The sequence below is a fragment of the Streptomyces sp. NPDC056480 genome, from assembly GCF_042795405.1.
Classification (GTDB): domain Bacteria; phylum Actinomycetota; class Actinomycetes; order Streptomycetales; family Streptomycetaceae; genus Streptomyces.
The window spans coordinates 47896-73097 of record NZ_JBHTSA010000016.1; the positions used below are offsets into that span (position 1 = coordinate 47896).

Below are 25202 nucleotides of genomic sequence, written 5' to 3' on the forward strand. Positions count from 1 at the left end.
GCGGACATCGCGCGCCGCCGGATCCGAGCGGCGCCCGGGGAGCCCGGAAGGGTCTCACCGGCCGGTGCCAGGATTCCGGCGGCGTGAATGTACGCTGATATATCCCTCTGCGTTGATTTGTCGCACATGAGGTGTGACTCGGGCCACGAAGATTGGGCGTAACACTCCTCCGAGCCGTGCGATGACCTAAGAGGTGACAGCCGAGGAAGGAATACAGCAGCCGATGGAGGCGCTGTGCAGTTCCCCGGTCCAGCCCGCGCCGTCGGCACATTCCCCGTCGACGGTCGTCGGCTCCAGCCCGATCCAGGGCGGGGCCGGAAGCCGTTTCCATCGTTCCGAGAGGTTGTTCGTGTCGGCCAGCACATCCCGTACGCTCCCGCCGGAGATCGCCGAGTCCGAGTCTGTGATGGCGCTCATCGAGCGGGGAAAGGCTGATGGGCAGATCGCCGGCGATGACGTGCGTCGGGCCTTCGAGGCTGACCAGATTCCGCCAACCCAGTGGAAGAATGTTCTGCGCAGCCTCAATCAGATCCTCGAGGAAGAGGGTGTGACGCTGATGGTCAGTGCAGCGGAGTCGCCGAAGCGCGCCCGCAAGAGCGTCGCCGCGAAGAGCCCGGCCAAGCGCACCGCCACCAAGACCGTCACCGCCAGGACGACCGTGACGAAGACGACCGTCACGGCCGCCACGGCCTCCGCGGCAGAGGGCGACGACCCGGCCGACGAGGCCGGATCCGCCGCCAAGAAGGCGGCCGCGAAGAAGACCGTCGCGAAGAAGACGGTGGCCAAGAAGACCGTCGCCAAGAAGACGGCGGCCAAGAAGACCACGTCCAAGAAGGACGCCGACGAAGCCGTCGAGGGCGAAGAGCTGCTCGATGACGTCGCGCCCGGCAAGGGCGAGGAGGAGGAGACCGAGGGCGAGAGCAAGGGCTTCGTCCTGTCCGACGAGGACGAGGACGACGCTCCGGCGCAGCAGGTCGCCGTCGCCGGTGCCACCGCCGACCCGGTCAAGGACTACCTGAAGCAGATCGGCAAGGTCCCGCTCCTCAACGCCGAGCAGGAGGTCGAGCTCGCCAAGCGCATCGAGGCCGGCCTGTTCGCCGAGGACAAGCTCGCGAACTCGGACAAGCTCGCGCCGAAGCTCAAGCGCGAGCTGGAGATCATCGCCGAGGACGGCCGTCGGGCCAAGAACCACCTCCTGGAGGCCAACCTCCGTCTGGTGGTCTCGCTGGCCAAGCGCTACACTGGCCGCGGCATGCTCTTCCTGGACCTGATCCAGGAGGGCAACCTGGGTCTGATCCGCGCGGTCGAGAAGTTCGACTACACCAAGGGCTACAAGTTCTCCACGTACGCCACCTGGTGGATCCGTCAGGCGATCACCCGCGCCATGGCCGACCAGGCCCGCACCATCCGTATCCCGGTGCACATGGTCGAGGTCATCAACAAGCTCGCGCGCGTGCAGCGACAGATGCTCCAGGACCTGGGCCGCGAGCCCACCCCGGAGGAGCTGGCGAAGGAGCTCGACATGACCCCTGAGAAGGTCATCGAGGTCCAGAAGTACGGCCGTGAGCCGATCTCCCTCCACACCCCGCTGGGTGAGGACGGCGACAGCGAGTTCGGCGACCTGATCGAGGACTCCGAGGCGGTCGTTCCGGCCGACGCGGTGAGCTTCACGCTCCTCCAGGAGCAGCTGCACTCCGTGCTCGACACGCTCTCCGAGCGTGAGGCCGGCGTCGTCTCGATGCGCTTCGGTCTCACCGACGGCCAGCCGAAGACGCTGGACGAGATCGGCAAGGTCTACGGCGTGACCCGCGAGCGGATCCGTCAGATCGAGTCGAAGACCATGTCGAAGCTGCGTCACCCGTCGCGCTCGCAGGTGCTGCGCGACTACCTCGACTGATCCGTGTCTCGCCAGTCCGTGAGAGCGACGGACGCGAGACAGGAGCGGTACGCGGAAGGGCCCGGTTCCCCCAGGGGGAGCCGGGCCCTCCGGCTGTGCGCGGGGTGCACCGTGCGGTCCTGTGCTGGACTCTGGGTGAAGCGACATCACCGGAGAGTCAGGAGGCTCCATGCGTGGTTCCCTCACCCGAGCATTGACCGGTGCTCTGGGCCTGATCGCGGCGGCGGCGGGGCAGCTGGCCACGGCCGCACCCGTGGCCGCCGACAGCGTCGTGGTGGGCGGCCGGCAGGCCCAGATCACGGACGCGCCCTGGGTCGTGGCGTTGTCCAGCCGTGACCGGTTCGGGGGTACGCGCGCGGGGCAGTTCTGCGGGGGCGTGCTCGTGGCGCCGACCAAGGTCCTCACGGCGGCCCACTGCCTGGGCCGTGAGGTCCTCGGGGGCGAACCGTGGGAGCTGCGCGACTTCGTGGTCATCGCGGGCCGCGCCGCGCTGCTGGGGCAGGGCGGGCAGGAGGTGCGGATCTCGGACACCTGGGTCAATCCCGACTACGACCCGACGACGAACTCGGGCGACCTCGCGGTGCTGACGCTGGTGAGCGCGCTGCCGCAGTCGTACGTGATCGGCGTCGCCCGCACGGGAGACGCGGCGTACGCGCCGGGCACGGAGGCGGACGTCTTCGGCTGGGGCGACACGACCGGCGGCGGGAGCTATGCCTCCACGCTGCGGACGGCACGGGTCCAGGTGCTGCCGGACAGCTCGTGCGAGCGGGCGTACCCGGGAGGGTTCGGCGTCCCCTACCGGCGCGACACGATGCTGTGCGCGGGCGACCCGCGTGGTGGCAGGGACGCGTGCCAGGGCGACAGCGGAGGCCCGCTCGTGGCGAAGGGGCTGCTCGTCGGTCTGGTGTCCTGGGGCAGCGGCTGCGGGCAGGCGGAGAACCCGGGGGTCTACACCCGCGTCTCGGCGGTGCTGCCGGAGAGTTTCTGAGCCACCGCGGACAGTGGCGGTACGAGAACGAGCGGCCACCCCCCTGGGAATGCGGGGGTGGCCGCCCGTCGTCCGGTCATTGGCCGGATCTGTGCTCGTCGTGGATGCGAGGCGTCAGTGGTCGTCGCCCTGCGTGCGGGCCGGCACGTCCGTCAGGCGGTCCGTCTCATCCTGTATCTCAACGGCGATCTTCTTGAGTTCCGGCTCGAACTTACGTCCGTGGTGGGCGCAGAAGAGCAAGTCACCTCCGCTGGTCAGGACGACACGCAGGTAAGCCTGGGCGCCGCAGCGGTCGCAACGGTCAGCGGCCGTCAGGGGGCTCGCGGGGGTCAGAACAGTAGTCACGTCGCCTCTTCTCTAGCTCGACGAGCTGTCGTACCAGGGTCAACATCCAACCAGGCCGAAAACGTTCCCGCTCGCGGCTTTTCCTTCAAACTTCTTCGCAGGTGGCTGTCTGCTGCCGGTTGGCGGCGAATGAGCCGTATTGCGTCGCTCTACGGATTTCGCGTTGCTTGTGTCGGTCAGTCCTCCCGGCGTGGTTGCCGGTTGTTCATGAGGACGTGCCCGGAGCCTAAATGGTTCATGCGCGGAAGGGAACGTGATGTTCGCGTCACCCCATCGAGGGATCGAACATCCATACGGCCCTGGACTAGCATGAGGAATCGGGGAGGGTGGCGTAACAACGGCTCTACCAGGCATCGGTACCCTCTGACGGGTGACCGACGCCGGGCCTTACCCCACTGGGCCAGATTTCAAATTCAGCGAGGAGCGAACCGCGTGACCGCCGAAACGTCCGTGCCGTCCAGTGCGCTGCTGACCGCAGACCGTGACGCTTCCAACTACACCGCGCGGCACCTGCTCGTACTCGAAGGGCTCGAAGCGGTCCGCAAGCGCCCCGGTATGTACATCGGGTCCACCGACAGCCGCGGCCTGATGCACTGCATCTGGGAGATCATCGACAACTCCGTCGACGAGGCCCTCGGGGGCTACTGCGACCACATCGAGGTCGTCCTCCACGACGACGGCTCCGTCGAGGTCCAGGACAACGGCCGGGGCATCCCGGTCGACGTGGAGCCGAAGACCGGACTCTCCGGAGTCGAGGTCGTCATGACCAAGCTGCACGCCGGCGGAAAGTTCGGCGGCGGATCGTACGCCGCGTCCGGCGGTCTGCACGGCGTCGGCGCCTCCGTGGTCAACGCCCTGTCGGCCCGCCTCGACGTCGAGGTCGACCGGAACAGCGCCACGCACACCATCAGCTTCCGCCGGGGTGTGCCGGGCATCTTCACGGAGCAGGGCCCCGACAGCCCCTTCGACCCGGGCAACGGCCTGCGCAAGGGCAAGCGCGTCCCCAAGACCCGCACCGGCACCCGCGTGCGCTACTGGGCGGACCGGCAGATCTTCCTCAAGGACGCCAAGCTCTCCCTGGAGACGCTGCACCAGCGCGCCCGGCAGACCGCCTTCCTCGTGCCCGGTCTCACCATCGTCGTCCGCGACGAGCGGGACCTGGCGGGGATCGGCAAGAGCGAGGAGACCTTCCGCTTCGACGGAGGCATCAGCGAGTTCTGCGAGTACCTCGCGCAGGACAAGGCCGTCTGCGACATCCAGCGCCTCACCGGGCAGGGCACCTTCAAGGAGACCGTGCCGGTCCTCGACGAGCGCGGCCACATGACCCCGACCGAGGTCACCCGTGAGCTCGCCGTCGACGTCGCCCTGCGCTGGGGCACCGGCTACGACAGCACGGTCAAGTCCTTCGTCAACATCATCGCCACGCCCAAGGGCGGCACCCACGTCTCGGGCTTCGAGCAGGCCGTCACCAAGACGGTGAACGAGGTGCTGCGCTCCTCGAAGATGCTGCGCGTCGCCGAGGACGACATCGTCAAGGACGACGCCCTGGAGGGGCTCACGGCCGTCGTGACGGTCCGCCTCGCCGAGCCGCAGTTCGAGGGCCAGACCAAGGAGGTCCTCGGCACGTCCGCGGCCCGCCGGATCGTGGCGAACGTGGTCGCCAAGGAGCTCAAGGCCTTCCTCACCTCGACCAAGCGGGACGCCAAGGCGCAGGCCCGTGCCGTCCTCGACAAGGCCGTCGCCGCCGCCCGCACCCGCATCGCCGCCCGCCAGCACAAGGAGGCGCAGCGCAGGAAGACCGCGCTGGAGTCCTCCTCGCTGCCGGCGAAGCTGGCCGACTGCCGCAGCGACGACGTGGAGCGCAGCGAGCTCTTCATCGTCGAGGGCGACTCGGCCCTCGGTACGGCCAAGCTCGCCCGCAACAGCGAGTTCCAGGCCCTGCTGCCGATCCGCGGCAAGATCCTCAACGTCCAGAAGTCGTCCGTCTCGGACATGCTGAAGAACGCCGAGTGCGGGGCGATCATCCAGGTCATAGGAGCGGGCTCGGGCCGCACGTTCGACATCGACGCGGCCCGCTACGGGAAGATCGTCCTCCTGGTCGACGCCGACGTCGACGGCGCCCACATCCGCTGCCTGCTGCTGACGCTCTTCCAGCGCTACATGCGGCCGATGGTCGAGGCGGGGCGGGTCTTCGCCGCCGTTCCCCCGCTGCACCGGATCGAACTCGTCCAGCCCAAGAAGGGCCAGGACAAGTACGTCTACACGTACTCGGACAGCGAGCTGCGCCAGACCCTGCTGGAGTACCAGCGCAAGGGCGTCCGCTACAAGGACTCCATCCAGCGCTACAAGGGTCTGGGCGAGATGGACGCCGACCAGCTGGCGGAGACCACGATGGACCCGCGCCACCGCACCCTGCGCCGGATCAACATCGGCGACCTGGACGCGGCGGAGCAGGTCTTCGACCTCCTCATGGGCAACGACGTGGCGCCCCGCAAGGAGTTCATCACCGGCTCCGCGGCGACCCTCGACCGCTCGCGCATCGACGCCTGAGGCGCTCCACCCGTGGGTGGAGCCACACGCTCCACCCGCGGGCTGATCACACGGCCTTCGACCCTCCGTAGCATTCTTGTGACGGAGGGGGACGGGCATGATCGAGAAGCGCGAGCGGGCGGCGCACACGGGGACCGGCACGGTCCGGGAAGGCTCCTGGCGTTCCTGGCCCTCGCGGGGGGCGCTCACCCGCCTGGGGGTGCCCCGGGGCCGGATCGTCCTGGACTACAGCATGATCACGGCCCTGAGTGTCTGGGTGCTCGCCGGCTGCTACACGTCGGGAGGGTTCGAAGGCTGGTACGCGCCGCTGCCTCCCCTCGGCTACGGGCTCTGCGTGGCGGCGGCGCTCGGCTACCACCACACGACCCTCGACCACCGGCCCGCGGCCTCGCTGGGGCTGCTCGGGGTGATAGCCCTGGGCGGCCTCGGGGCCTACGCGGCCGGGGCGCCGACGCCCGCGACCGTCCTGTGGATAGTCGTCTGCATCATGGCGATGGAACGGCTGCCGCTGCCCCTCGGCCTGGCCACCGTGGCCGTGGTCGTCCCCGGTTTCGTGGAGGCGGACGAGACCGGGATCCTGGGCGCCGGCCTCACGACCGGGGCCGTGCTGCTCGCCGGCTACTCGCTCCGGCTGGACGCCCACGCCCGCGGGGCCGGTTTCCAGCTGCTCGCCCAGGAGCGGCTCGCCCGTGAGGCCGAGGCGGAGTCGGCCGCGCTCGCCGAGAGAGCCAGGATCGCCCGCGAGATACATGACGTGCTCGCCCACAGCCTCTCCGCCCAGATGGTGCACCTGGAGGTCGCGCGGCTCCAGATCGAGGCGGGAGCGGACCGGAGCGAGGTCCTCAAGCTCGTCACCTCGGCCCGCTCCATGGCCAGAGAGGGGCTCGCGGAGACCCGGCACGCGCTGTCGGCGCTGCGCGGCGACATGCTGCCCGTCGAGGAGTACCTACGGGAGCTGGCCCGGGAGGACCGTGCCGAGGTGGATGTCAGCGGAGAGCGTCGGAACCTGCCGGCCGAGGCCTCCCAGGCGGTGCGACGGGTCGCGCAGGAGGCTCTGACGAATGTGCGCAAGCATGCCCCCGGGGCCCGGACCCGGATCCGGCTGGCCTACGAGGTCGATGAGATCTCTCTGGAGATACGTGACTCCGGGCCTCCGCCGACGGCCGAGGGCGGGGGCGGGGGAGCGGAGCAGGAGCTCGGTTCGTCCGGCTCCGGGTACGGACTGCTCGGGATGAGGGAGCGGGCCGAACTGCTCGGCGGCAGTCTGGACGCGGGGCCGGACGGGCCGGGGTTCGCCGTGCGGCTGAGGGTGCCGGCATGAACGCCGACGAGAGGGCCGAGGGGCTGCCCCGGCCGGAGGACGTCGATTCCTGGGAAGGGGCTCGGGCGGTGCCGGTGGTGGTCGCCGACGATCAGGCCGTGGTGCGTGAGGGGATCGTGATGCTGCTCGGGCTGCTTGCCGGGGTCGAGGTCGTCGGGTCCGCCCGGGACGGGGAGGAGGCGGTCGCGCTGGCCGCCGAACTCGCTCCCGACGTGGTCCTGATGGACCTGCGCATGCCGCGCTGCGACGGTGTCGAGGCCACCCGCCGGATCCGTGAGCGGCACCCCGGGACGGAGGTCGTGGTGCTCACCACCTACGCCGACGACGACTCGCTGTTCCCGGCGCTGCGGGCCGGGGCGCGTGGGTACCTGACCAAGGACGCGAGCGGGGAGGAGATCGTACGGGCGCTGCGGGACGTGACCGACGGGCGGGCGGGACTTGCCCCCGCGGTGCAGCGGCGGTTGCTGGAGCAGCTGTTGGACCGGGGAGAGGGACCCGAGGGGGCGGGGTCGTCGGGCGGGCCCGGACCGGGGGCGGCGGATCCGGCGACCGCTGCGACCGCGGGGCCGGTGGTTCCGGGGGCCGACGGGCTCACCGAGCGGGAGACGGAGGTGCTCGTGCTCGTGGCCGACGGGCTCTCCAACCAGGAGATCGCCGGGCGGCTGCGGATCTCCACGGCCACCGTGAAGACCCATATCAACAACCTCTTCGCCAAGACGGGGGTGCGCGACCGGGCGCAGGCCGTGCGGTACGCATATCAGCACGGTCTGGTCAGGGCACCTGGGCGGAGAGTCACCTGATGGGGTGAACAGCGGGAGGAGAAGAGTCCGGGATCTTCCCGCTCTGTCCATCCTTGGGCACGCGGCCGAAACGGTTCGCTTGACAAGGAGAGTTGGCCGGTGGAGCAGGTGGACAAGCAGGAGGGGCTCGAGGCTTCGGCGGAGCCCTTCGACGACCCCTGGTACGACGCGACGGCCTCCGGCCGGGACGAGCGGACGGGGGTCGGGGCTCCCGGTGGCGGCCGCCCCGACGCGGTGCCGCGACAGCGGGTCCACAGCGCGGCGGAGATCTATCTGGAAGTGCAGCGGAGCCCTGCGTTCCAGGAGGTGCGCAGCCGCTACCGCCGGTTCGTCTTCCCGGCAGCCCTCGCGTTCCTCCTCTGGTACCTCGCCTACGTCGTGGCGGCGACCGCCGCTCCCGGACTCATGGCGCGGCCGGTCGTCGGGGTGGTGAACGTGGCGATGGTGGCGGGGCTCGGGCAGTTCCTCACCACCTTCCTGCTGACCTGGGCGTACGCGCGCCACGCGCGGCTGCGCAGGGACCGGGCCGCGCTCGACCTGCGCTGGGACACCCAGGAGATGACCCGAGGGGTGGCGCAGTCGTGACCGCCGACCACCAGATCCTGGCGCTCGTGCTGTTCAGCGTCTTCATCGCCGTCACCCTGGGGATCACCACCTGGGTGAGCCGCAACCGGCGTGGTTCGGCCGAGGAGTTCTACGCCGGGGGCCGGCTCTTCTCGCCGCTGGAGAACGGCTTCGCCATCGCAGGCGACTACATGTCCGCGGCCTCGTTCCTCGGCATCTCCGGGCTGATCGCCCTCTACGGCTACGACGGCATGCTGTACTCCGTCGGATTCCTGGTCGCCTGGCTGGTCGTGCTGCTGCTCGTCGCCGAACTGGTCCGCAACTGCGGGCGCTTCACCCTCGCCGACGTCGTCGCCGCGCGGATGGCCGAGCGCCCGGTGCGGATCGCCGCCGGTACGTCCTCGGTGGCCGTCTCCGTGCTGTACCTCGTGGCCCAGATGGTGGGAGCCGGAAGCCTGGTCGCGCTGCTCCTCGGCGGTACCAGCGAGGCGGCCCGCTCCTGGACGGTGATCGGCGTCGGTGCGCTGATGGTGATCTACGTGTCGCTCGGCGGCATGCGGGCCACCACCTGGATCCAGATCGTCAAGGCGGTCCTGCTCATGGCGGGCACGATCGCGCTCACCGTCCTGGTCCTGCTGCGGTTCCACGGCGATGTCAACAGCCTGCTCTCCACGGCGGCCGAACGCAGTGGCCACGGCCTGGACTTCCTTGCCCCCGGGCTCCGCTACGGCGGCGACTGGACGGCCCGCCTCGACTTCATCAGCCTCGGCCTCGCCCTGGTGCTCGGCACGGCAGGACTGCCCCACATCCTGTCGCGCTTCTACACGGTGCCGACCGCCCGGGCCGCCCGCCGCTCGGTCGTCTGGTCCATCGGGCTCATCGGCAGCTTCTACCTGATGACCATCGTGCTGGGCTTCGGCGCGGCCGCCCTGATCGGTCCCGACGAGGTCCGTGCGTCCAACGCGTCGGGGAACACCGCCGTACCGCTGCTCGCCCTCGATCTCGGCGGCGGCGCGGGCTCCACCGGCGGCACCGTGCTCTTCGCGATCGTCGCAGCCGTCGCCTTCGCGACCATCCTCGCCGTCGTCGCGGGCATCACCCTCGCCTCCTCGGCCTCCGTCGCCCACGACCTGTACGCCTCGCTGCGCCGCCGGCACGCGAAGCAGTACAGCGAGGTGACCGTGGCCCGGATCGCGGCGGCGGGGATCGGCGCGGCCGCGATCGGTCTGGGGCTGCTCGCCCGCGACCTCAACGTGGCCTTCCTCGTCGGGCTGGCCTTCGCGGTCGCGGCCTCCGCCAATCTGCCGGTGCTGCTCTACTCGCTGTTCTGGCGGAGGTTCACCACTCGGGGTGCGGTCTGGTCGGTGTACGGCGGTCTGATTCCTGCGGTGGTGCTCGTCCTGGTCTCGCCGGTGGTCTCCGGCAGTCCCGAATCGCTGTTCCCCGGTGTCGACTTCCACCTCTTCCCGCTGCAGAACCCGGGAGCGGTCTCCATTCCGCTGGGCTTCCTCGCCGGGTGGATCGGGACCGTGACGTCGACGGAGCCGCCGGACGAGGCGCGGCACGCCGAGGCCGAGGTCCGGTCCCTGACCGGCGCCGGGGCCGCCTGACGCGCCCGGGGAAACCAGGCCTTCACCCGGCGGGACGGGTCTCAGCCGGGGGAGGGCGAGGTCGCCCAGGCGTAGCGGTGTTCCGGGCGGCCCGTCTCGCCGTACCGGAGCGAGAGGCGGACCCTGCCGGTCCGTTCGAGGAGTTTGAGGTAGCGCTGGGCGGTCTGGCGGCTGACGCCGGCCCGCTCGGCGATCTCCTGGGCGGACAGCGGCCCAGCGGCGGCGAGCAGCACCTGGCGGACCAGCTCGGCCGTCGTGGGGGAGTGCCCCTTCGGCAGGTCCGGGGCCACGGAGCCCGCCGAGAGGACCCCGAAGATCCGGTCCACCTCGGCCTGCTCCGCCTCGCCGCCGTTCTCCAGGGTGTGGCGGAGCGTCGCGTAGGCCTCCAGCTTGGCGCGCAGCCCGGCGAAGTTGAACGGCTTGACCAGGTACTGGAGGGCGCCGTGTCGCATCGCGGCCTGCACGGTGGCCACGTCCCGGGCCGCCGTCACCATGATCACGTCGCACTGGTGGCCGCGCGCGCGGAGCTGCCGTACGGCGGCCAGCCCGTTCTCGTCGGGCAGGTAGTGGTCCAGGAGGATCAGGTCCACCGGCTGCTCGTCCAGGGCGGCGAGCGCCTCGGCGGTCGAGTGGGCGGTGGCGACGACACGGAAGCCGGGCACCTTGGCGACGTAGGCGGCGTTGATCCGGGCGACCAGCACGTCGTCGTCGACGACCAGGACGTCGATCATCGGGCCTCCTCGACGGGCCCCGGAACCGCCCCCCGGACCGTGCCCGGTTCGGATTCCGCCCCCCGGACCGTGCCCGGTTCGGATTCCGGCCCCCGGATTGCCGCGTCCGGTTCGGATTCCGCCCCGCGGACCGCCGCGTCCGAGTCAGTTTCCGGCCCCCGGACCGCCGCGTCCGGCTGCGGCTCGGTCAGGGCGTCCGGGAGGACGACCGTGAACTCCGCGCCCCCGTCGAGCCCGTCGGTCACCCGCGCGGTGCCGCCCCGCCGCTCGGCGAGCCGGCGCACCAGGGCGAGACCGAGGCCGCGCTTCCCGTGCGACGGAAGCGCCTTCGTCGACCAGCCCTCGGTGAAGATCAGCTCGCGGCGCTCCTCGGGAACCCCCGGGCCGCTGTCCGCGACCCGCAGCACGACCGTACGCCCCTCGGTGCGGAACGAGACGTCGATGCGGGCGCCCGGGGTGCCCGCGACGGCGTCCAGGGCGTTGTCGACCAGGTTGCCGACGACGGTGACCAGCTCGCGCGGGTCGACGAGCAGGTCCGGCAGCAGCGAGTCGGGGGCGAGCCGCAGCGAGGCGCCCCGCTCGGCGGCGACGGTCGCCTTGCCGACCAGGAGCGCCGCGAGGAGCGGATCGTGGACCTTCTCCGTGACCTGCTCGGCGGTGGCCCGGTGCACGCCGACCACCTCTGTGACGAACTCCACCGCCTCCTCGTGCATCTCCAGCTCCAGGAGCCCCAGGAGGGTGTGCATCCGGTTGGCGTGCTCGTGGTCCTGGGCGCGCAGGGCGTCGATCAGGCCCCGGGTGGAGTCCAGCTCGCGCCCGAGCCGCTCCAGCTCGGTGCGGTCGCGGAGGGTCGCCACGGCGCCGCCGTCGTCCGTCGGCATCCGGTTGGCGATGAGCACCCGGTGCCCGCGGACGGTGAGCAGGTCCTCGCCCGTCACCCGGCCCGCCAGGACGTCGGCGGTACGGCCCCGGCCGAGGACCTCGTCGAGAGGCTGGCCCGCCGCCTCGGGGCCGAGGCCCAGGAGCCGCTGCGCCTCGTCGTTCATGAGCCGGACGGAGCCGTTGCGGTCCAGGGCCACGACCCCCTCGCGGATGCCGTGCAGCATGGCCTCGCGTTCGGCGAGCAGCGCCGAGATGTCGGAGAAGGCCAGGTCGTGGGTCTGCCGCTGAAGACGCCGGGAGATCAGGTACGCGGCCAGGGCGCCGGCCGCGAGCGCGCCGCCCGCGTAGGCGAGGAGGCCGGGAATCGCGGCGAGGAGCCGGTCGCGGACGCTGTCGTACTCGATGCCGACCGAGACCGCGCCGACGATCCGCCCGTCCGCGTCCCGCAGCGGCATCTTGCCGCGCGCCGAGCGGCCCAGGGTGCCGCTGTCGATCTCCATCACCTCGCGCCCGGCGAGGACGTCGGTCGGATCGGTGGAGACGCGCTCGCCGATCGCGGCGGGATCGGTGTGCGACCAGCGCACCCCCCGCGTGTCCATGACGACGACGTACTCGGCGCCCGTGGAGGTCCGGATCCGTTCGGCCTCCGTCTGCACCGGCCCCCGCGCCGACGGCCGCGTACCGGTGAGGTCGGCGGCCAGCCGGGGCGACGCCGTCGTCCCCGCGATGGCCAGGGCGCGCCGCATCGCCTGGTCGTCCAGCTGGGCGCTGAGCGGGGCCAGGAAGAGCCCGGTGGCGAGGACCGTGACACCGGTCGCGATGGCCAGCTGCATCAGCAGGACCTGCGAGAACACCCGCTGCGGCCAGCCGAACCGCCGACGGCGCGCACGCGGGCGCGGGGGGCTGGTCTGTGCGGGGCTCATGCCGGAAACGGTAAGGGGCCACGCCCCGGGACCGGAAATGGCGCCCGCAGGGGTGTCCGTGCGGAAACCTATCCTGGACGTCCCACAGCCGTGGGACCCGAAGGAACCGGAGGCACGTCCCTTGACCACGCAGCAGATCCCAGTCGTCGTCCTGGCCGGGTTTCTCGGGGCGGGGAAGACCACGCTCCTCAACCATCTGCTGCGCGGCGCCCGGGGGACCCGGATCGGCGTCATGGTCAACGACTTCGGCGACATCGGCATCGACGCCATGAGAATCGCAGGACAGGTCGGCTCCACCGTCTCCCTCGGCAACGGCTGCCTGTGCTGCGCCGTCGACGCGAGCGAGCTCGACGAGTACCTGGAGGTGCTCACCCGCCCCGAGTCGCGGCTCGACGTGATCGTGATCGAGGCGAGCGGCCTGGCCGAGCCGCAGGAGCTGGTCCGGATGGTCCTCGCCAGCGAGAACGAGCGGATCGTGTACGGCGGGCTCGTCCAGGTCGTCGACGCGGCCGAGTTCTCCGCGACCCGGGAGCGGCACCCCGAGACCGACCGGCACCTGCCGATCGCCGACCTCGTGGTCGTGAACAAGACCGACCGGGTCTCCGCGGCCGAGCTGGACGCCGTCCACGCGACGGTCGGGGCTCTCGCGGGGAAGGCCGTGGTCGTCGACGCGACCCATGGGCGGATCGACCCGGAGCTGCTCTTCGATCGGGTGGTCCCCGAAGGCGAGATCGAGGGGCAGATGTCGATCGAGGACATCCTGTACGGGGAGGAGGACGGCGACGGTGACCCGCGGGCCCACACCCACACGTCGTACGAGACCGTCTCCCTGACCGCCGCCACCCCGCTGCACCCGCGTCGGCTGATGGCCTTCCTGGACGCGCGGCCCGAGGGGCTCTACCGGATCAAGGGCTTCGTCGACTTCGGCGTCGCCGACCCGGACAACCGCTACGCCGTGCACGCGGTCGGCCGTTTCCTGCGCTTCTACCCCGAGCGGTGGCCCGAGGGCGAGGAGCGGCTCACCCAGCTCGTCCTGATCGGATCCGGCGTCGACGCGGCCGGTCTGCGCAAGGAGCTGGCGGAGTGCGAGCAGAACGGCCCGCAGGACGCCCCCGACGAGCACAGCATGTGGGGCGTCCTGCGGTACGTACAGCAGACGGAGGAGGAGCCGGAGGCGCCGTAGGGCGCCTCCGGGGCTCCGGCTAGACCGCCGGGCTCGCCACCACGTCCACCGGGTGGGCGAGCGGGGTGCCCGAGCCGTCGCGGCGGGGGTCGATCTCCGGGAGTTCCACCGGGGTGCCGGTCTTCTGGGCGGCGCGGGCCGGGGTGGTTCCCGCCCAGGCCAGGATCAGGACGTCCTCGCCCTTCAGGAAGCGCTGGCAGCGGACGCCGCCGGTCGCGCGGCCCTTGCGCGGGTACTGGTCGAAGGGCGTCAGCTTCGCCGACGTACCCGCCGCGGAGTCGAGCGTGCCCGTGGAGCCCGCGACGGTGAAGACGACGGCGTCCGCCGCCGGGTCGACCGCCGTGAACGAGATCACGTCCGCCCCGTCCGCCAGCTTGACGCCCGCCATACCGCCGGCCGGCCGGCCCTGGGGCCGTACCTGCGCGGCCGGGTAGCGCAGGAGCTGGGCGTCGGAGGTGATGAAGACCAGGTCCTCCTCGCCCGTCCGCAGCTCGGTCGCGCCGACGATCCGGTCGCCCTCCTTGAGGCTGATGACCTCCAGCTCGTCCTTGTTCGCCGGGTAGTCCGGGACCACGCGCTTCACCACGCCCTGGAGCGTGCCCAGGGCGAGCCCCGGCGAGGCCTCGTCGAGCGTGGTCAGGCAGACCACGGTCTCGTCCGCCTCCAGGGACAGGAACTCGGACAGCGGCGCGCCGCCCGCCAGGTTCGGCGCGGACGCGGTGTCCGGGAGCTGCGGCAGGTCGATCACCGCGATCCGGAGCAGCCGGCCGGCCGAGGTCACCGCGCCGATGTCACCGCGCTGGGTGGCGGCCACCGACGACAGGATCACGTCGTGCTTGACGCGGGTGGCGTCCGGGTCGACCGGGGGCAGCTCCGCCGTCGCCGTACGGGCGAGCAGTCCGGTCGAGGAGAACAGCACGCGGCACGGGTCGTCCGCGACCTCCAGGGAGACGGCCGCGACGGGCGCGCCCGCCGACTCCAGCAGGACCGTACGCCGGTCCGTGGCGAACTTCTTCGCGACCGCGGCCAGTTCCGCCGAGACCAGCTTCCGCAGCTCCGCGTCGGAGTCGAGGATCCCGGTCAGCTCGTCGATCTCGCCGTTGAGCCGGTCCTGCTCGGTCTCCAGCTCGATCCGGTCGAACTTGGTGAGGCGGCGCAGCGGGGTGTCCAGGATGTACTGCGTCTGGATCTCGCTGAGCGAGAAGCGCTCGATCAGGCGCTCCTTGGCCTGCGCCGAGTTCTCGCTCTCCCGGATCAGCCGGATGACCTCGTCGATGTCGAGCAGGGCGACGAGCAGGCCCTCCACCAGGTGGAGCCGGTCGCGCTTCTTGGTGCGGCGGAACTCGGAGCGGCGCCGGACAACCTCGAAGCGGTGGTCGAGGTAGACCTCCAGGAGCTCCTTGAGGCCGAGCGTCAGCGGCTGGCCGTCCACCAGCGCCACGTTGTTGATGCCGAAGGACTCCTCCATCGGCGTCAGCTTGTAGAGCTGCTCCAGGACGGCCTCGGGCACGAAGCCGTTCTTGATCTCGATGACCAGGCGCAGACCGTGGCTGCGGTCGGTGAGGTCCTTGACGTCCGCGATGCCCTGGAGCTTCTTGGAGCCGACCAGGTCCTTGATCTTGGAGATGACCTTCTCGGGGCCGACCGTGAACGGCAGCTCGGTCACGACGATGCCCTTGCGGCGCGCCGTCACCGTCTCCACGCTCGTCGTGGCGCGGATCTTGAACGAGCCGCGACCCGACTCGTACGCGTCCTTGATGCCGGAGAGGCCGACGATCCGGCCGCCGGTCGGCAGGTCGGGGCCGGGCACGAAACGCATCAGCGTCTCGAGGTCGGCGCCCGGGTGGCGGATCAGGTGGCGGGCGGCCGCGATCACCTCGCCGAGGTTGTGCGGGGGCATGTTGGTCGCCATGCCGACCGCGATGCCCGACGCGCCGTTGACCAGCAGGTTCGGGTAGGCGGCGGGCAGCGCCACCGGCTCCCGCTCCTGGCCGTCGTAGTTCGGCGAGAAGTCGACCGTGTCCTCGTCGATGGACTCGGTCATGAGCAGGGCGGCCGGGGCCATCCGGGACTCGGTGTACCGCATGGCGGCCGGCGGGTCGTCGTTGCCCAGGGAACCGAAGTTGCCGTGGCCGTCGACCAGGGGGAGCCGCATGGAGAAGGGCTGTGCCATGCGGACCATGGCGTCGTAGATCGAGGCGTCGCCGTGCGGGTGGAGCTTGCCCATCACCTCGCCGACGACACGGGCGCACTTGACGAAGCCCCGGTCCGGCCGGAGCCCCATCTCGTTCATCTGGAAAACGATGCGTCGCTGGACGGGCTTCATGCCGTCACGGGCGTCCGGGAGGGCACGCGAATAGATCACCGAGTACGCGTACTCGAGGAAGGAGCCCTGCATCTCGTCGACAACGTCGATGTCGAGGATTCGCTCCTCGAACGCGTCGTCCGGCGGCGGTGTCTTCGTGCTGCGGCGGGCCATCGCGGCTGCGGCTCCTTCACCAACAAGGTTGATCTGACGCGGACCATTGTGGACCGTGCCACCGACAACGCCGACCGCGACCCGGAAGAGGGACATCTCCCGGGGGCGGGAACTTCGCCAGGTGTCGGCGCGCTTGCATACAGTGGCAGGACTTTTTCACATCGCGATCGAAGGGACGTACATGCCCATGGGTCACACGGCCACGGCCGAGGCCGGCTCCGGCGGCCTGACAGCGACCGAGCACCGGTTGGCGAACGGCCTGCGCGTGGTGCTCTCGGAGGACCACCTGACCCCGGTCGCCGCGGTCTGCCTCTGGTACGACGTCGGCTCGCGGCACGAGGTCCCGGGCCGCACGGGCCTCGCTCACCTCTTCGAGCACCTGATGTTCCAGGGCTCGAAGCAGGTCCAGGGGAACGGGCACTTCGAGCTCGTGCAGGGCGCCGGCGGCTCGCTCAACGGCACGACGAGCTTCGAGCGCACCAACTACTTCGAGACCATGCCCACGCACCAGCTGGAGCTCGCGCTCTGGCTGGAGGCCGACCGCATGGGCTCGCTGCTCGCCGCCCTGGACGACGAGTCCATGGAGAACCAGCGGGACGTCGTCAAGAACGAGCGCCGCCAGCGCTACGACAACGTGCCGTACGGCACGGCCTTCGAGAAGCTGACCGCCCTGGCCTACCCGGAGGGGCACCCGTACCACCACACGCCGATCGGGTCGATGGCCGACCTGGACGCGGCCACCCTGGAGGACGCGCGGAACTTCTTCCGCACGTACTACGCCCCGAACAACGCCGTGCTCTCGGTCGTCGGGGACATCGACCCGGAGACGACCCTCGCCTGGGTCGAGAAGTACTTCGGATCCATCCCGGGCCACGACGGCAAGCCCGCACCGCGCTCCGGCGACCTGCCCGAGGTCATCGGCGAGCAGCTGCGCGAGGTCGTCGAGGAGGAGGTCCCGGCCCGCGCGCTGATGGCCGCCTACCGGCTGCCGCACGACGGCACGCGCGCGTGCGACGCCGCCGACCTGGCCCTGACGGTCCTCGGCGGCGGCGAGTCCTCCCGGCTGCACAACCGCCTGGTCCGCCGCGACCGCACGGCCGTCGCCGCCGGCTTCGGCATGCTGCGGCTCGCGGGCGCGCCCTCGCTCGGCTGGCTGGACGTCAAGACCTCCGGCGGGGTCGAGGTCCCGCAGATCGAGGCGGCCGTCGACGAGGAACTCGCCCGGTTCGCCGCCGAGGGCCCCACGCCCGAGGAGATGGAGCGCGCGCAGGCCCAGTTGGAGCGCGAGTGGCTCGACCGGCTCGGCACCGTCGCGGGCCGCGCCGACGAACTGTGCCGGTTCGCCGTGCTGTTCGGCGACCCGCAGCTCGCGCTGACCGCCGTCGACCGCGTCCTGGCGATCACCGCCGACGAGGTGCGGGACGTCGCCGCGGCCACGCTGCGCCCCGACAACCGCGCGGTGCTGGTCTACGAGCCGCTGGCGACCGAGCAGAGCGAGAACGCCGACGGCGACGACGAGGAAGAGGGAGCGGACCAGTGAGCGACGCCGCCGCGTCTTTGACGAGCATGGACTTCCACCCGCAGCCGAGGCCCGGCACCGCCCGGCCCTGGGCCTTCCCGGCCCCGGACCGCGGCGCCCTGGACAACGGCCTGACGGTGCTCACCAGTCACCGCCCCGGCCAGCAGGTCGTGGCCGTGGAGATCTTCCTGCCGGCCCCGCTGGACGCCGAGCCCGCCGGTCTCGACGGTGTCGCCACCATCATGGCCCGCGCGCTCTTCGAGGGCACGGACCAGCAGAGCGCCGAGGAGTTCGCGGCCGAGCTGGAGCGCTGCGGCGCCACGCTCGACGCGCACGCCGACCACCCGGGCGTACGGGTCTCCCTGGAGGTTCCCGTCTCCCGGCTGCCCAAGGCGCTCGGTCTCGTCTCCGAGGCCCTGATCGCGCCGGCGTTCCTCGAGACCGAGGTCGAGCGCCTGGTGCGCAACCGCCTCGACGAGATCCCGCACGAGACGGCCAACCCGGCCCGCCGCGCCGCCAAGCAGCTCTCCAAGGAGCTCTTCCCGGCCGAGGCCCGGATGTCCCGGCCGCGCCAGGGCACCGAGGAGACCGTCGAGGCGATCGACGCCGCCGCGGTCCGCGCCTTCTACGAGGCGTACGTCCGGCCGGCCACGGCCACCGCCGTGGTCGTCGGCGACCTCATTGGTGTCGACCTGGACAAGGTCCTCGCCGAGACCCTGGGCGCCTGGACCGGCGAGCCGGCCGAGCCGCTCCCGATGCCGCCGATCACCGCCGACGACACCGGACGGGTCGTCATCGTGGACCGTCCCGGCGCCGTCCAGACCCAGTTGCTGATCGGCCGGGTCGGACCCGACCGCCACGACAGCGTCTGGCCGGCCCAGGTCCTGGGCACGTACTGCCTCGGCGGCACGCTCACCTCGCGGCTCGACCGGGTCCTGCGGGAGGAGAAGGGCTACACGTACGGCGTGCGCGCCTTCGGGCAGGTGCTCCGCTCGGACGGCCGGGGGAACGGCGCCTCGATGCTCGCCATCAGCGGTTCCGTCGACACGCCCAACACCGGTCCCGCTCTTGACGACCTGTGGAAGGTGCTGCGGAAGCTGGCCGCGGAGGGGCTCACCGACGCCGAGCGGGAGACGGCCGTGCAGAACCTGGTGGGGGTCGCGCCGCTCAAGTACGAGACCGCCGCCTCCGTCGCCGGGACGCTCTCCGACCAGGTCGAGCAGCACCTCCCGGACGACTACCAGGCCCAGTTGTACGCCCGGCTGGCCGAGACCGGCACGGTCGAGGCGACCGCGGCCGTGGTCAGCGCCTTCCCCGTGGACCGGCTCGTCACCGTGCTCGTCGGCGACGCGGCGCAGATCGCGGAGCCGGTGCGCGCGCTCGGGATCGGCGAAGTGACCGTCGTGACCGGCTGATTCACACCGCGGACACGGCAAGAGAGGGCCCCGACGGCGCAGTTCGTCGGGGTCCTCCCCTTTGTCCGTATTGAGGTTAAGGGTGGCTGTATGCCCTGTGGCATGTCTTACAAAATGCGTGTCCGGTTGGTGATTGAAAGACGATCCGCATAGCGTCGGTGCGTCTGTTCGTCAGTTGCACGTGCCGCACCCGCGGCATCGGACAGACATCGCCGAGTCCCCGTCAGGCGCGAGCCTGGGGAGCCGGGGACCCACGCGTAGTCCCTGGGGTGAATCGGGCGCCTTCGTCTCGTACGGAGGGGCTCGTAGGAGACCTTCCTGCTCCGAACCCGTCAGCTAACCCGGTAGGCGAGAGGGAAGGAAAGGATCAGCCCCTACATGGCGTTCACCCGTGCCACCGGGAAGCATCGTGCTCCGAGCCGGATGGCGCGCCGCGGCGTGGGCATCGCCGGCGCGGCGACGCTCGCCACCACCGGCGTCATCGGAACCCTCGCTTCCCCGGCGCTCGCCGCCGACACGGACAACCGCTCGCTCGAGGACACCGGTCTCATCAAGGTGATCACCGAGGACTCCCTCGCCGAGCGGATCGACGCCCAGGCCGCCGCCCAGGAGCAGGAGGCCTTCGAGGTCGCCGCCAAGGCGAAGGCCAAGGCCGAGGCGAAGCGCAAGGCCGAGGCCCGCGCCAAGGAGATCCGCGAGGCCGAGCAGCGTGCGGCCCGTGAGGCCGAGCGTCGTCGTCTGGCCTCCTTCCAGCTGCCCGTCGAGGGCACGTACGTGTCCACCGGCTACCAGACCGGCGGCTCGCTGTGGTCCTCCGGCAGCCACTCCGGCATCGACTTCCACGCCTCCTACGGCAGCAGCGTCGTCTCCGTCGGCTCGGGCACCGTCGTCGAGGCCGGCTGGGGCGGCGCGTACGGCAACAACATCGTCATCCGGATGAACGACGGCACGTACACCCAGTACGGGCACCTCTCCTCCATCGGGGTCTCCGTCGGCCAGACCGTCGAGCCGGGTGAGCGGATAGGCATCTCGGGCTCGACCGGGAACTCGACCGGCCCGCACCTCCACTTCGAGGCGCGGACGACGTCCGAGTACGGCTCCGACATCAACCCGGTCTCGTACCTGCGCGCCCGCGGCGTCAACGTCTGATCCAGGACGGTCCAGGACGCCCTCGCGCGGGGCCGGCGGTTCCGCCGCCGCCCCCCCCCGCATCGCAAAAGCCCCGGCTCGTACAGAGCCGGGGCTTTTCGTCGGCCGCGGGACATCGATATTCCGCCGGGGCATCGGAAATTCCGGCGTGCTGCAATAGAGTCGCAGATCGGGCGCAGAACAGGCGCCGTCGGAATTGACTCGCGCAGACCAAAGGCGGAGGTCGGACATGCGCATTCCCGCGCACTCGGTATGCACGGCGATCCGGGACGACATCGTCTCCGGCGTCTTCGAGCGGGGCAGCCGGCTGACCGAGGACCAGCTGGCCCGCCGGTACGGGGTGTCCCGCGTCCCGGTCCGCGAGGCCCTGCGCACCCTGGAGTCCGAGGGCTTCGTCGTCTCCCGCCGCCACGCCGGGGCGCATGTCGCCGAGCCCACCGACCAGGAGGCCGCCGATCTGCTCGACATGCGGGCGCTGCTCGAACCGCTGGGGGCGGCCCGCGCCGCCCAGCGGCGCACGGAGGCCCATCTCAAGGTGCTGCGCGGCCTGGTCAGGCTGGGGCAGGAGCGGGCCAGGCGCGGGCAGGGCGAGGATCTGCGCTCACTCGGCGGCTGGTTCCACGAGACCCTCGCGCAGGCCTCCGGCAGCCCGGCCCTGACGGCGCTGTTGACCCAGCTGCGGCACAAGATCGCCTGGATGTACGCGGTCGAGCAGCCCGAGCGGCCGGTGGACGCCTGGGCCGAGCACGGTGCGATCGTGGACGCGGTGGCGCGCGGCGACGCCGAGCGGGCGCGGACGCTGACCGCGCTGCACGCGGAGCGCTCGCAGTCGTTGCACCGTCTCAAGAGGCCGGACCGCGGCCGTGTGAGGGTTTCGCAACATGCAGTCAACACGGCGAGTTCCCGGAATTAACGCGCGCATCGTATACATGGAATAGCAATTCGGCGCCGCTGCTTCGTGCTGCCCGAAAAGAGGGGCAGTGTAAAAGCGAAAGGCCGCCACCGCCGGAATTCCGGCGATGGCGGCCTTTCGTCGTACAGAGGGGGCGACCCGGATCAGACGGTCTCGGGAAGCTCGTCCAGACCCTCGGCGACCAGCTTCGCCAGACGGTCCAGAGCGGCCTCGGCGCCGTCGGCCTCCGAAGCGAGCACGATCTCCTCGCCGCCCTGCGCGCCCAGGCCGAGCACCGCGAGCATGGAGGCGGCGTTCACCGGGGTGCCGTCGGACTTGGCGATCGTCACCGGAACGCCGGAAGCCGTGGCGGCACGGACGAAGATGGACGCGGGGCGGGCGTGGAGGCCCTCGGCCCAGCCGACGTTGACGCGGCGCTCAGCCATGGTGTTGCCCTTCAAGTCTCAAGCGGGTTGTCTAGACCAGTCTCTCACGGGATGCTGCGTGCTCGCGCCGACCTTCGGCCCGGATCGGACCGCCGTTCGGCCCTCCCTCACCGTGCGCGGTGCGCTCCCTACCTTGCACGGCGGACCCCCGCCGCGCGAGCGGTGTCGCGGCCGTGTCGCGGCCGGTGTCATCACCGTGTCGCGACCCGTGCCACCACCGTGCCGCGGCCGTAGGCTGACCCCATGCAGAGCGCGTCGGACCAGCTGCCGGAGCACGACTACCCCGACCACTGGGAAGCGGACGTGGTGCTCCGCGACGGCGGCACCGCGCGCATCCGGCCCATCACGGCCGACGACGCGGACCGCCTCGTCAGCTTCTACGAACAGGTCTCGGACGAGTCGAAGTACTACCGCTTCTTCGCCCCCTACCCGCGGCTGTCCGCCAAGGACGTGCACCGCTTCACCCACCACGACTTCGTGGACCGGGTCGGCCTCGCGGCGACGGTGGGCGGCGAGTTCATCGCCACCGTGCGCTACGACCGCATCAACGACCGTGGCCTGCCCGCCTCCGCCCCGGCCGACGAGGCCGAGGTCGCCTTCCTCGTCCAGGACGCCCACCAGGGACGCGGCGTCGCCTCCGCCCTGCTCGAACACATCGCGGCCGTCGCGCGCGAGCGGGACATCCGGCGTTTCGCCGCCGAGGTGCTCCCCGCCAACACCAAGATGATCAAGGTGTTCACGGATGCGGGCTACACCCAGAAGCGCAGCTTCGAGGACGGGTCCGTACGGCTCCACCTCGACCTCGAACCCACCGACCGCTCCCTCGCCGTGCAGCGCGCGCGGGAGCAGCGGGCCGAGGCCCGCTCCGTGCAGCGCCTCCTCACCCCCCGGTCCGTGGCCGTCGTGGGCGCGGGGCGGGCACCCGGCGGTGTCGGCAGGACCGTTCTCCGCAACCTCCTCGGGGCCGGGTACACCGGACGTGTGTACGCGGTCAACGCCGCGCTCGCCGGGAGCGACGGGCCCGCCGAGTTCGACGGCGTCCCCGCCCACGCCTCCGTCGCGGCCATCGGTGAACCCGTCGACCTCGCGATCGTCGCCGTCCCCGCCGAACGGGTGCCGGAAGTCGTCGCCGACTGCGGCGAGCACGGCGTCCAGGGCCTGGTCGTCCTCTCCGCCGGATACGCCGAGAGCGGGGCCGACGGGCGCGAGCGGCAGCGCCAGCTGGTCCGGCAGGCCCGCTCGTACGGCATGAGGATCATCGGGCCCAACGCCTTCGGGATCATCAACACCGCCGCCGACGTCCGGCTCAACGCCTCCCTCGCCCCGCAGATGCCGGCCGCCGGGCGGATCGGGCTCTTCACCCAGTCCGGCGCCATCGGCATCGCCCTCCTCGCCGGTCTGCACCGGCGGGGCGCCGGGCTCTCCTCCTTCATCTCGGCGGGCAACCGCGCCGACGTCTCCGGCAACGACTTCCTCCAGCACTGGTACGACGATCCCGGTACCGACGTCGTCCTGCTCTACCTGGAGTCGATCGGCAACCCCCGGAAGTTCACCCGGCTCGCGCGCCGCACCGCCGCCGTCAAGCCGGTCGTCGTCGTCAAGGGCGCCCGGCACAGCGGCAGCGCGCCGCCCGGCCACCGCGTGCCGGTCACCCGCATCCCGCACGCCACGGTCTCCGCGCTGCTCCGCCAGGCCGGCGTCATCCGCGTCGACACCGTCACCGAGCTGGTGGACGCCGGAGTGCTGCTCGCCGCCCAGCCGCTGCCCGCCGGGCCCCGGGTCGCGATCCTCGGCAACTCCGAGTCCCTCGGCCTCCTCACGTACGACGCCTGCCTGACGGAGGGGCTGCGCCCGCTGCGGCCGCTCGACCTCACCACGGCGGCGGAACCTGCGGACTTCCGGGACGCCCTCGTGGCGGCGCTCGCGGACGAGACCTCCGACGCGGTCGTCGTGAACGCGATCCCGTGGGTCGGGGAGAACGGCGCCACCGAGTTCGGCGACGGAGAGGTCCTCGCGGCCTCCCTCCGCGAGGCCGTCGCCTCCGCGCAGGCCCCGACGAAGCCGGTCGTCGTCGTCCACGTGGAGATGGGCGGCCTCGCGGAGGCCCTCGCGGTGGCCACGAGCACGCGCCCGACGGCACCGGGACGGGGCGCGGCCGCCGCCCCGGGACCCCGGCCGACCGGACTCCCGGCCGCACCGGGGGCCGAGCCCGCCGTGTCCGCCATGCCCTTCGGCCCTGGGACCGTCCCCGGGACCGGCCCCGGGGCCGAGCCCACCGGCCTCCGGCCCGGGACCCGCGCGGCCGTCTCCGGGACCGAGCCCCCCGTCCCCGGGACCGGGCGCGAGTCCGGCGCCGCCGGCCGTCGGCCCGAGCCCGGCGCAGCAGGCCACGGGACGGCCGGCCCGGGGACGAGCGGCGCCGTGTCCGCGCCCGCCGTGTCCGCCCCCGGCGTTCCGGGAGCGTCCCCGTCCGCGGCGGCACCGGCCCCCGCGTACGGGACCGGGGCCGAGGTCGGGGCCGGGACCGGGACCGGAACCGGAACCGGGATCGTCGCCGGAGACGGCGACCCGGCGCCCGCGCCCTCGCCCGGACCCGTCCCGCCCGCCACCATCCCCTCCTACCCCGCCGCCGAGCGGGCGGTGCGGGCGCTGGCCGAGGCCGTGCGGTACGGGCAGTGGCGGCGGCAGGCCGCCGAACCCGGGCGGGTGCCCGAGTACGAGGACATCGACGAGCCGGGGGCCGCCGCGCTCATCGAGCGGGTGCTCGGCGGCGACGACGCCGACCCGCGCGGTGTGACCCTCGACACCGCGCAGGCCGGAGAGCTGCTCGCCCGCTACGGCATCGCCGTGCTGCCCACGCTGCCCGCGCCCACCCCCGACGCCGCCGTCGAGGCCGCCGGCCGGCTCGGCTACCCGGTCGCCCTCAAGACGACCGCGCCCCACCTCCGCCACCGCCCCGACCTCGGGGGCGTACGGCTCGATCTGGCGTCCGAGGAACAGCTCCGCACGGCCTACGCCGAGCTGACCGAGGTCCTCGGCAAGCCCGAGGAGCTCCAGCCGGTCGTCCAGGCGATGGTGCCCCGCGGGGTCGACACCGTCGTCCGTTCCGCGATCGACCCGGCCGTCGGCGCCGTCCTCTCCTTCGGCCTCGCGGGCGCCGCGTCCGAGCTGCTCGGCGACACGGCCCACCGGCTGGTACCGGCCACCGACCGGGACGTCGCCGAGCTGGTCCGTTCCCTCCGCACCGCCCCGCTGCTCTTCGGCTGGCGCGGCTCCGCCCCCGTGGACACCCCGGCCCTCGAAGAGGTCCTGCTCCGGGTCTCCCGGCTGGTCGACGACCACCCCGAGGTGGTCGCCGTCTCCCTGGAGCCGGTGGTCGTGGCACCGCGCGGACTGTCCGTCCTCGGCGCCACCGTCCGGCTGGCCCCGCCGCCGCCCCGCACCGACCTCGGCCCGCGCAGCCTGCCGAGCTACTGAAGGGCCTGAGAGGGGCCCACAGCCCCGTAGG

Annotated in this window: 18 protein-coding genes and 1 riboswitch; of the genes, 13 read left to right on the forward strand and 5 right to left on the reverse strand. The window is 71.9% G+C overall.

Translation table 11 applies throughout. The features are described 5' to 3' along the window. Positions 1-349: 349 nt before the first annotated feature. Both ACFQ79_RS10270 and ACFQ79_RS10275 read left to right on the forward strand, forming a co-directional pair. Positions 350-1897 carry an RNA polymerase sigma factor gene (locus ACFQ79_RS10270; protein WP_383581041.1) on the forward strand — a complete coding sequence of 516 codons (1548 nt, stop codon included), beginning with the start codon at positions 350-352 and terminating at the stop codon, positions 1895-1897. A 169-nt stretch (positions 1898-2066) separates the two neighbouring features. Continuing rightward, positions 2067-2885 carry a serine protease gene (locus ACFQ79_RS10275; protein ID WP_383581043.1) on the forward strand — a complete coding sequence of 273 codons (819 nt, stop codon included), beginning with the start codon at positions 2067-2069 and terminating at the stop codon, positions 2883-2885. 114 nt (positions 2886-2999) lie between these two features. On the opposite strand, the gene ACFQ79_RS10280 is transcribed toward ACFQ79_RS10275, so the two are convergent. Then, positions 3000-3230, reverse strand: coding sequence for a hypothetical protein (locus tag ACFQ79_RS10280; RefSeq protein WP_015036683.1), 231 nt, complete (start codon positions 3228-3230; stop codon positions 3000-3002). Positions 3231-3662: 432 nt separating this feature from the next. Here ACFQ79_RS10280 and ACFQ79_RS10285 point away from each other — a divergent pair, with 432 nt between their 5' ends. From ACFQ79_RS10285 to ACFQ79_RS10305, 5 genes are all read left to right on the forward strand, one after another. Further along, positions 3663-5780 carry a type IIA DNA topoisomerase subunit B gene (locus ACFQ79_RS10285; RefSeq protein ID WP_383581046.1) on the forward strand — a complete coding sequence of 706 codons (2118 nt, stop codon included), beginning with the start codon at positions 3663-3665 and terminating at the stop codon, positions 5778-5780. A 97-nt stretch (positions 5781-5877) separates the two neighbouring features. Then, entirely contained in the window at positions 5878-7101 is a 1224-nt protein-coding gene (locus tag ACFQ79_RS10290; protein ID WP_383581049.1) for a sensor histidine kinase, read from the forward strand. After that, positions 7098-7901 (forward strand): response regulator, encoded by an 804-nt coding sequence (locus tag ACFQ79_RS10295; RefSeq protein ID WP_383581051.1) that lies wholly within the window; start codon positions 7098-7100, stop codon positions 7899-7901. The genes ACFQ79_RS10290 and ACFQ79_RS10295 overlap by 4 nt, the downstream gene beginning before the upstream one ends. A gap of 99 nt (positions 7902-8000) precedes the next feature. Then, complete coding sequence (locus tag ACFQ79_RS10300; protein WP_383581053.1) at positions 8001-8486, forward strand: DUF485 domain-containing protein; 486 nt, start codon at positions 8001-8003, stop codon at positions 8484-8486. Then, on the forward strand, positions 8483-10075 hold the full coding sequence (locus tag ACFQ79_RS10305) for a cation acetate symporter (protein ID WP_383581055.1): 1593 nt from the start codon (positions 8483-8485) through the stop codon (positions 10073-10075). Before ACFQ79_RS10300 ends, ACFQ79_RS10305 begins: the two co-directional genes overlap by 4 nt. Before the next feature lie 41 nt (positions 10076-10116). Here the strand turns inward: ACFQ79_RS10305 and ACFQ79_RS10310 are convergent, their stop codons facing one another. Beyond that, positions 10117-10806, reverse strand: coding sequence for a response regulator (locus ACFQ79_RS10310; RefSeq protein WP_383581056.1), 690 nt, complete (start codon positions 10804-10806; stop codon positions 10117-10119). Further along, complete coding sequence (locus tag ACFQ79_RS10315) at positions 10803-12611, reverse strand: ATP-binding protein (RefSeq protein WP_383581058.1); 1809 nt, start codon at positions 12609-12611, stop codon at positions 10803-10805. Before ACFQ79_RS10315 ends, ACFQ79_RS10310 begins: the two co-directional genes overlap by 4 nt. Before the next feature lie 121 nt (positions 12612-12732). Between ACFQ79_RS10315 and ACFQ79_RS10320 the strand changes: the two genes are divergently transcribed. Next, positions 12733-13794 carry a CobW family GTP-binding protein gene (locus ACFQ79_RS10320; protein ID WP_383581060.1) on the forward strand — a complete coding sequence of 354 codons (1062 nt, stop codon included), beginning with the start codon at positions 12733-12735 and terminating at the stop codon, positions 13792-13794. A 19-nt stretch (positions 13795-13813) separates the two neighbouring features. Here the strand turns inward: ACFQ79_RS10320 and ACFQ79_RS10325 are convergent, their stop codons facing one another. Next, a complete protein-coding gene (locus ACFQ79_RS10325; RefSeq protein ID WP_383581062.1) occupies positions 13814-16273 on the reverse strand; it encodes a DNA topoisomerase (ATP-hydrolyzing) subunit A in 2460 nt (819 codons plus the stop codon). Positions 16274-16454: 181 nt separating this feature from the next. Here ACFQ79_RS10325 and ACFQ79_RS10330 point away from each other — a divergent pair, with 181 nt between their 5' ends. From ACFQ79_RS10330 to ACFQ79_RS10345, 4 genes are all read left to right on the forward strand, one after another. Beyond that, positions 16455-17813 carry a M16 family metallopeptidase gene (locus ACFQ79_RS10330; RefSeq protein ID WP_383581065.1) on the forward strand — a complete coding sequence of 453 codons (1359 nt, stop codon included), beginning with the start codon at positions 16455-16457 and terminating at the stop codon, positions 17811-17813. A 26-nt stretch (positions 17814-17839) separates the two neighbouring features. After that, entirely contained in the window at positions 17840-19207 is a 1368-nt protein-coding gene (locus ACFQ79_RS10335; protein ID WP_383581129.1) for a M16 family metallopeptidase, read from the forward strand. A 200-nt stretch (positions 19208-19407) separates the two neighbouring features. Next, positions 19408-19573, forward strand: a riboswitch (cyclic di-AMP (ydaO/yuaA leader). 12 nt (positions 19574-19585) lie between these two features. Next, positions 19586-20356 (forward strand): M23 family metallopeptidase, encoded by a 771-nt coding sequence (locus ACFQ79_RS10340; protein ID WP_383581067.1) that lies wholly within the window; start codon positions 19586-19588, stop codon positions 20354-20356. A 229-nt stretch (positions 20357-20585) separates the two neighbouring features. After that, positions 20586-21269 carry a GntR family transcriptional regulator gene (locus ACFQ79_RS10345; RefSeq protein ID WP_383581070.1) on the forward strand — a complete coding sequence of 228 codons (684 nt, stop codon included), beginning with the start codon at positions 20586-20588 and terminating at the stop codon, positions 21267-21269. 143 nt (positions 21270-21412) lie between these two features. Here ACFQ79_RS10345 and ACFQ79_RS10350 read toward each other — a convergent pair whose 3' ends face one another. Beyond that, complete coding sequence (locus tag ACFQ79_RS10350; protein ID WP_015036698.1) at positions 21413-21694, reverse strand: HPr family phosphocarrier protein; 282 nt, start codon at positions 21692-21694, stop codon at positions 21413-21415. Between the two features lie 243 nt (positions 21695-21937). Here ACFQ79_RS10350 and ACFQ79_RS10355 point away from each other — a divergent pair, with 243 nt between their 5' ends. Next, on the forward strand, positions 21938-25171 hold the full coding sequence (locus ACFQ79_RS10355; RefSeq protein ID WP_383581073.1) for a GNAT family N-acetyltransferase: 3234 nt from the start codon (positions 21938-21940) through the stop codon (positions 25169-25171). The last annotated feature ends 31 nt before the right edge of the window (positions 25172-25202 follow it).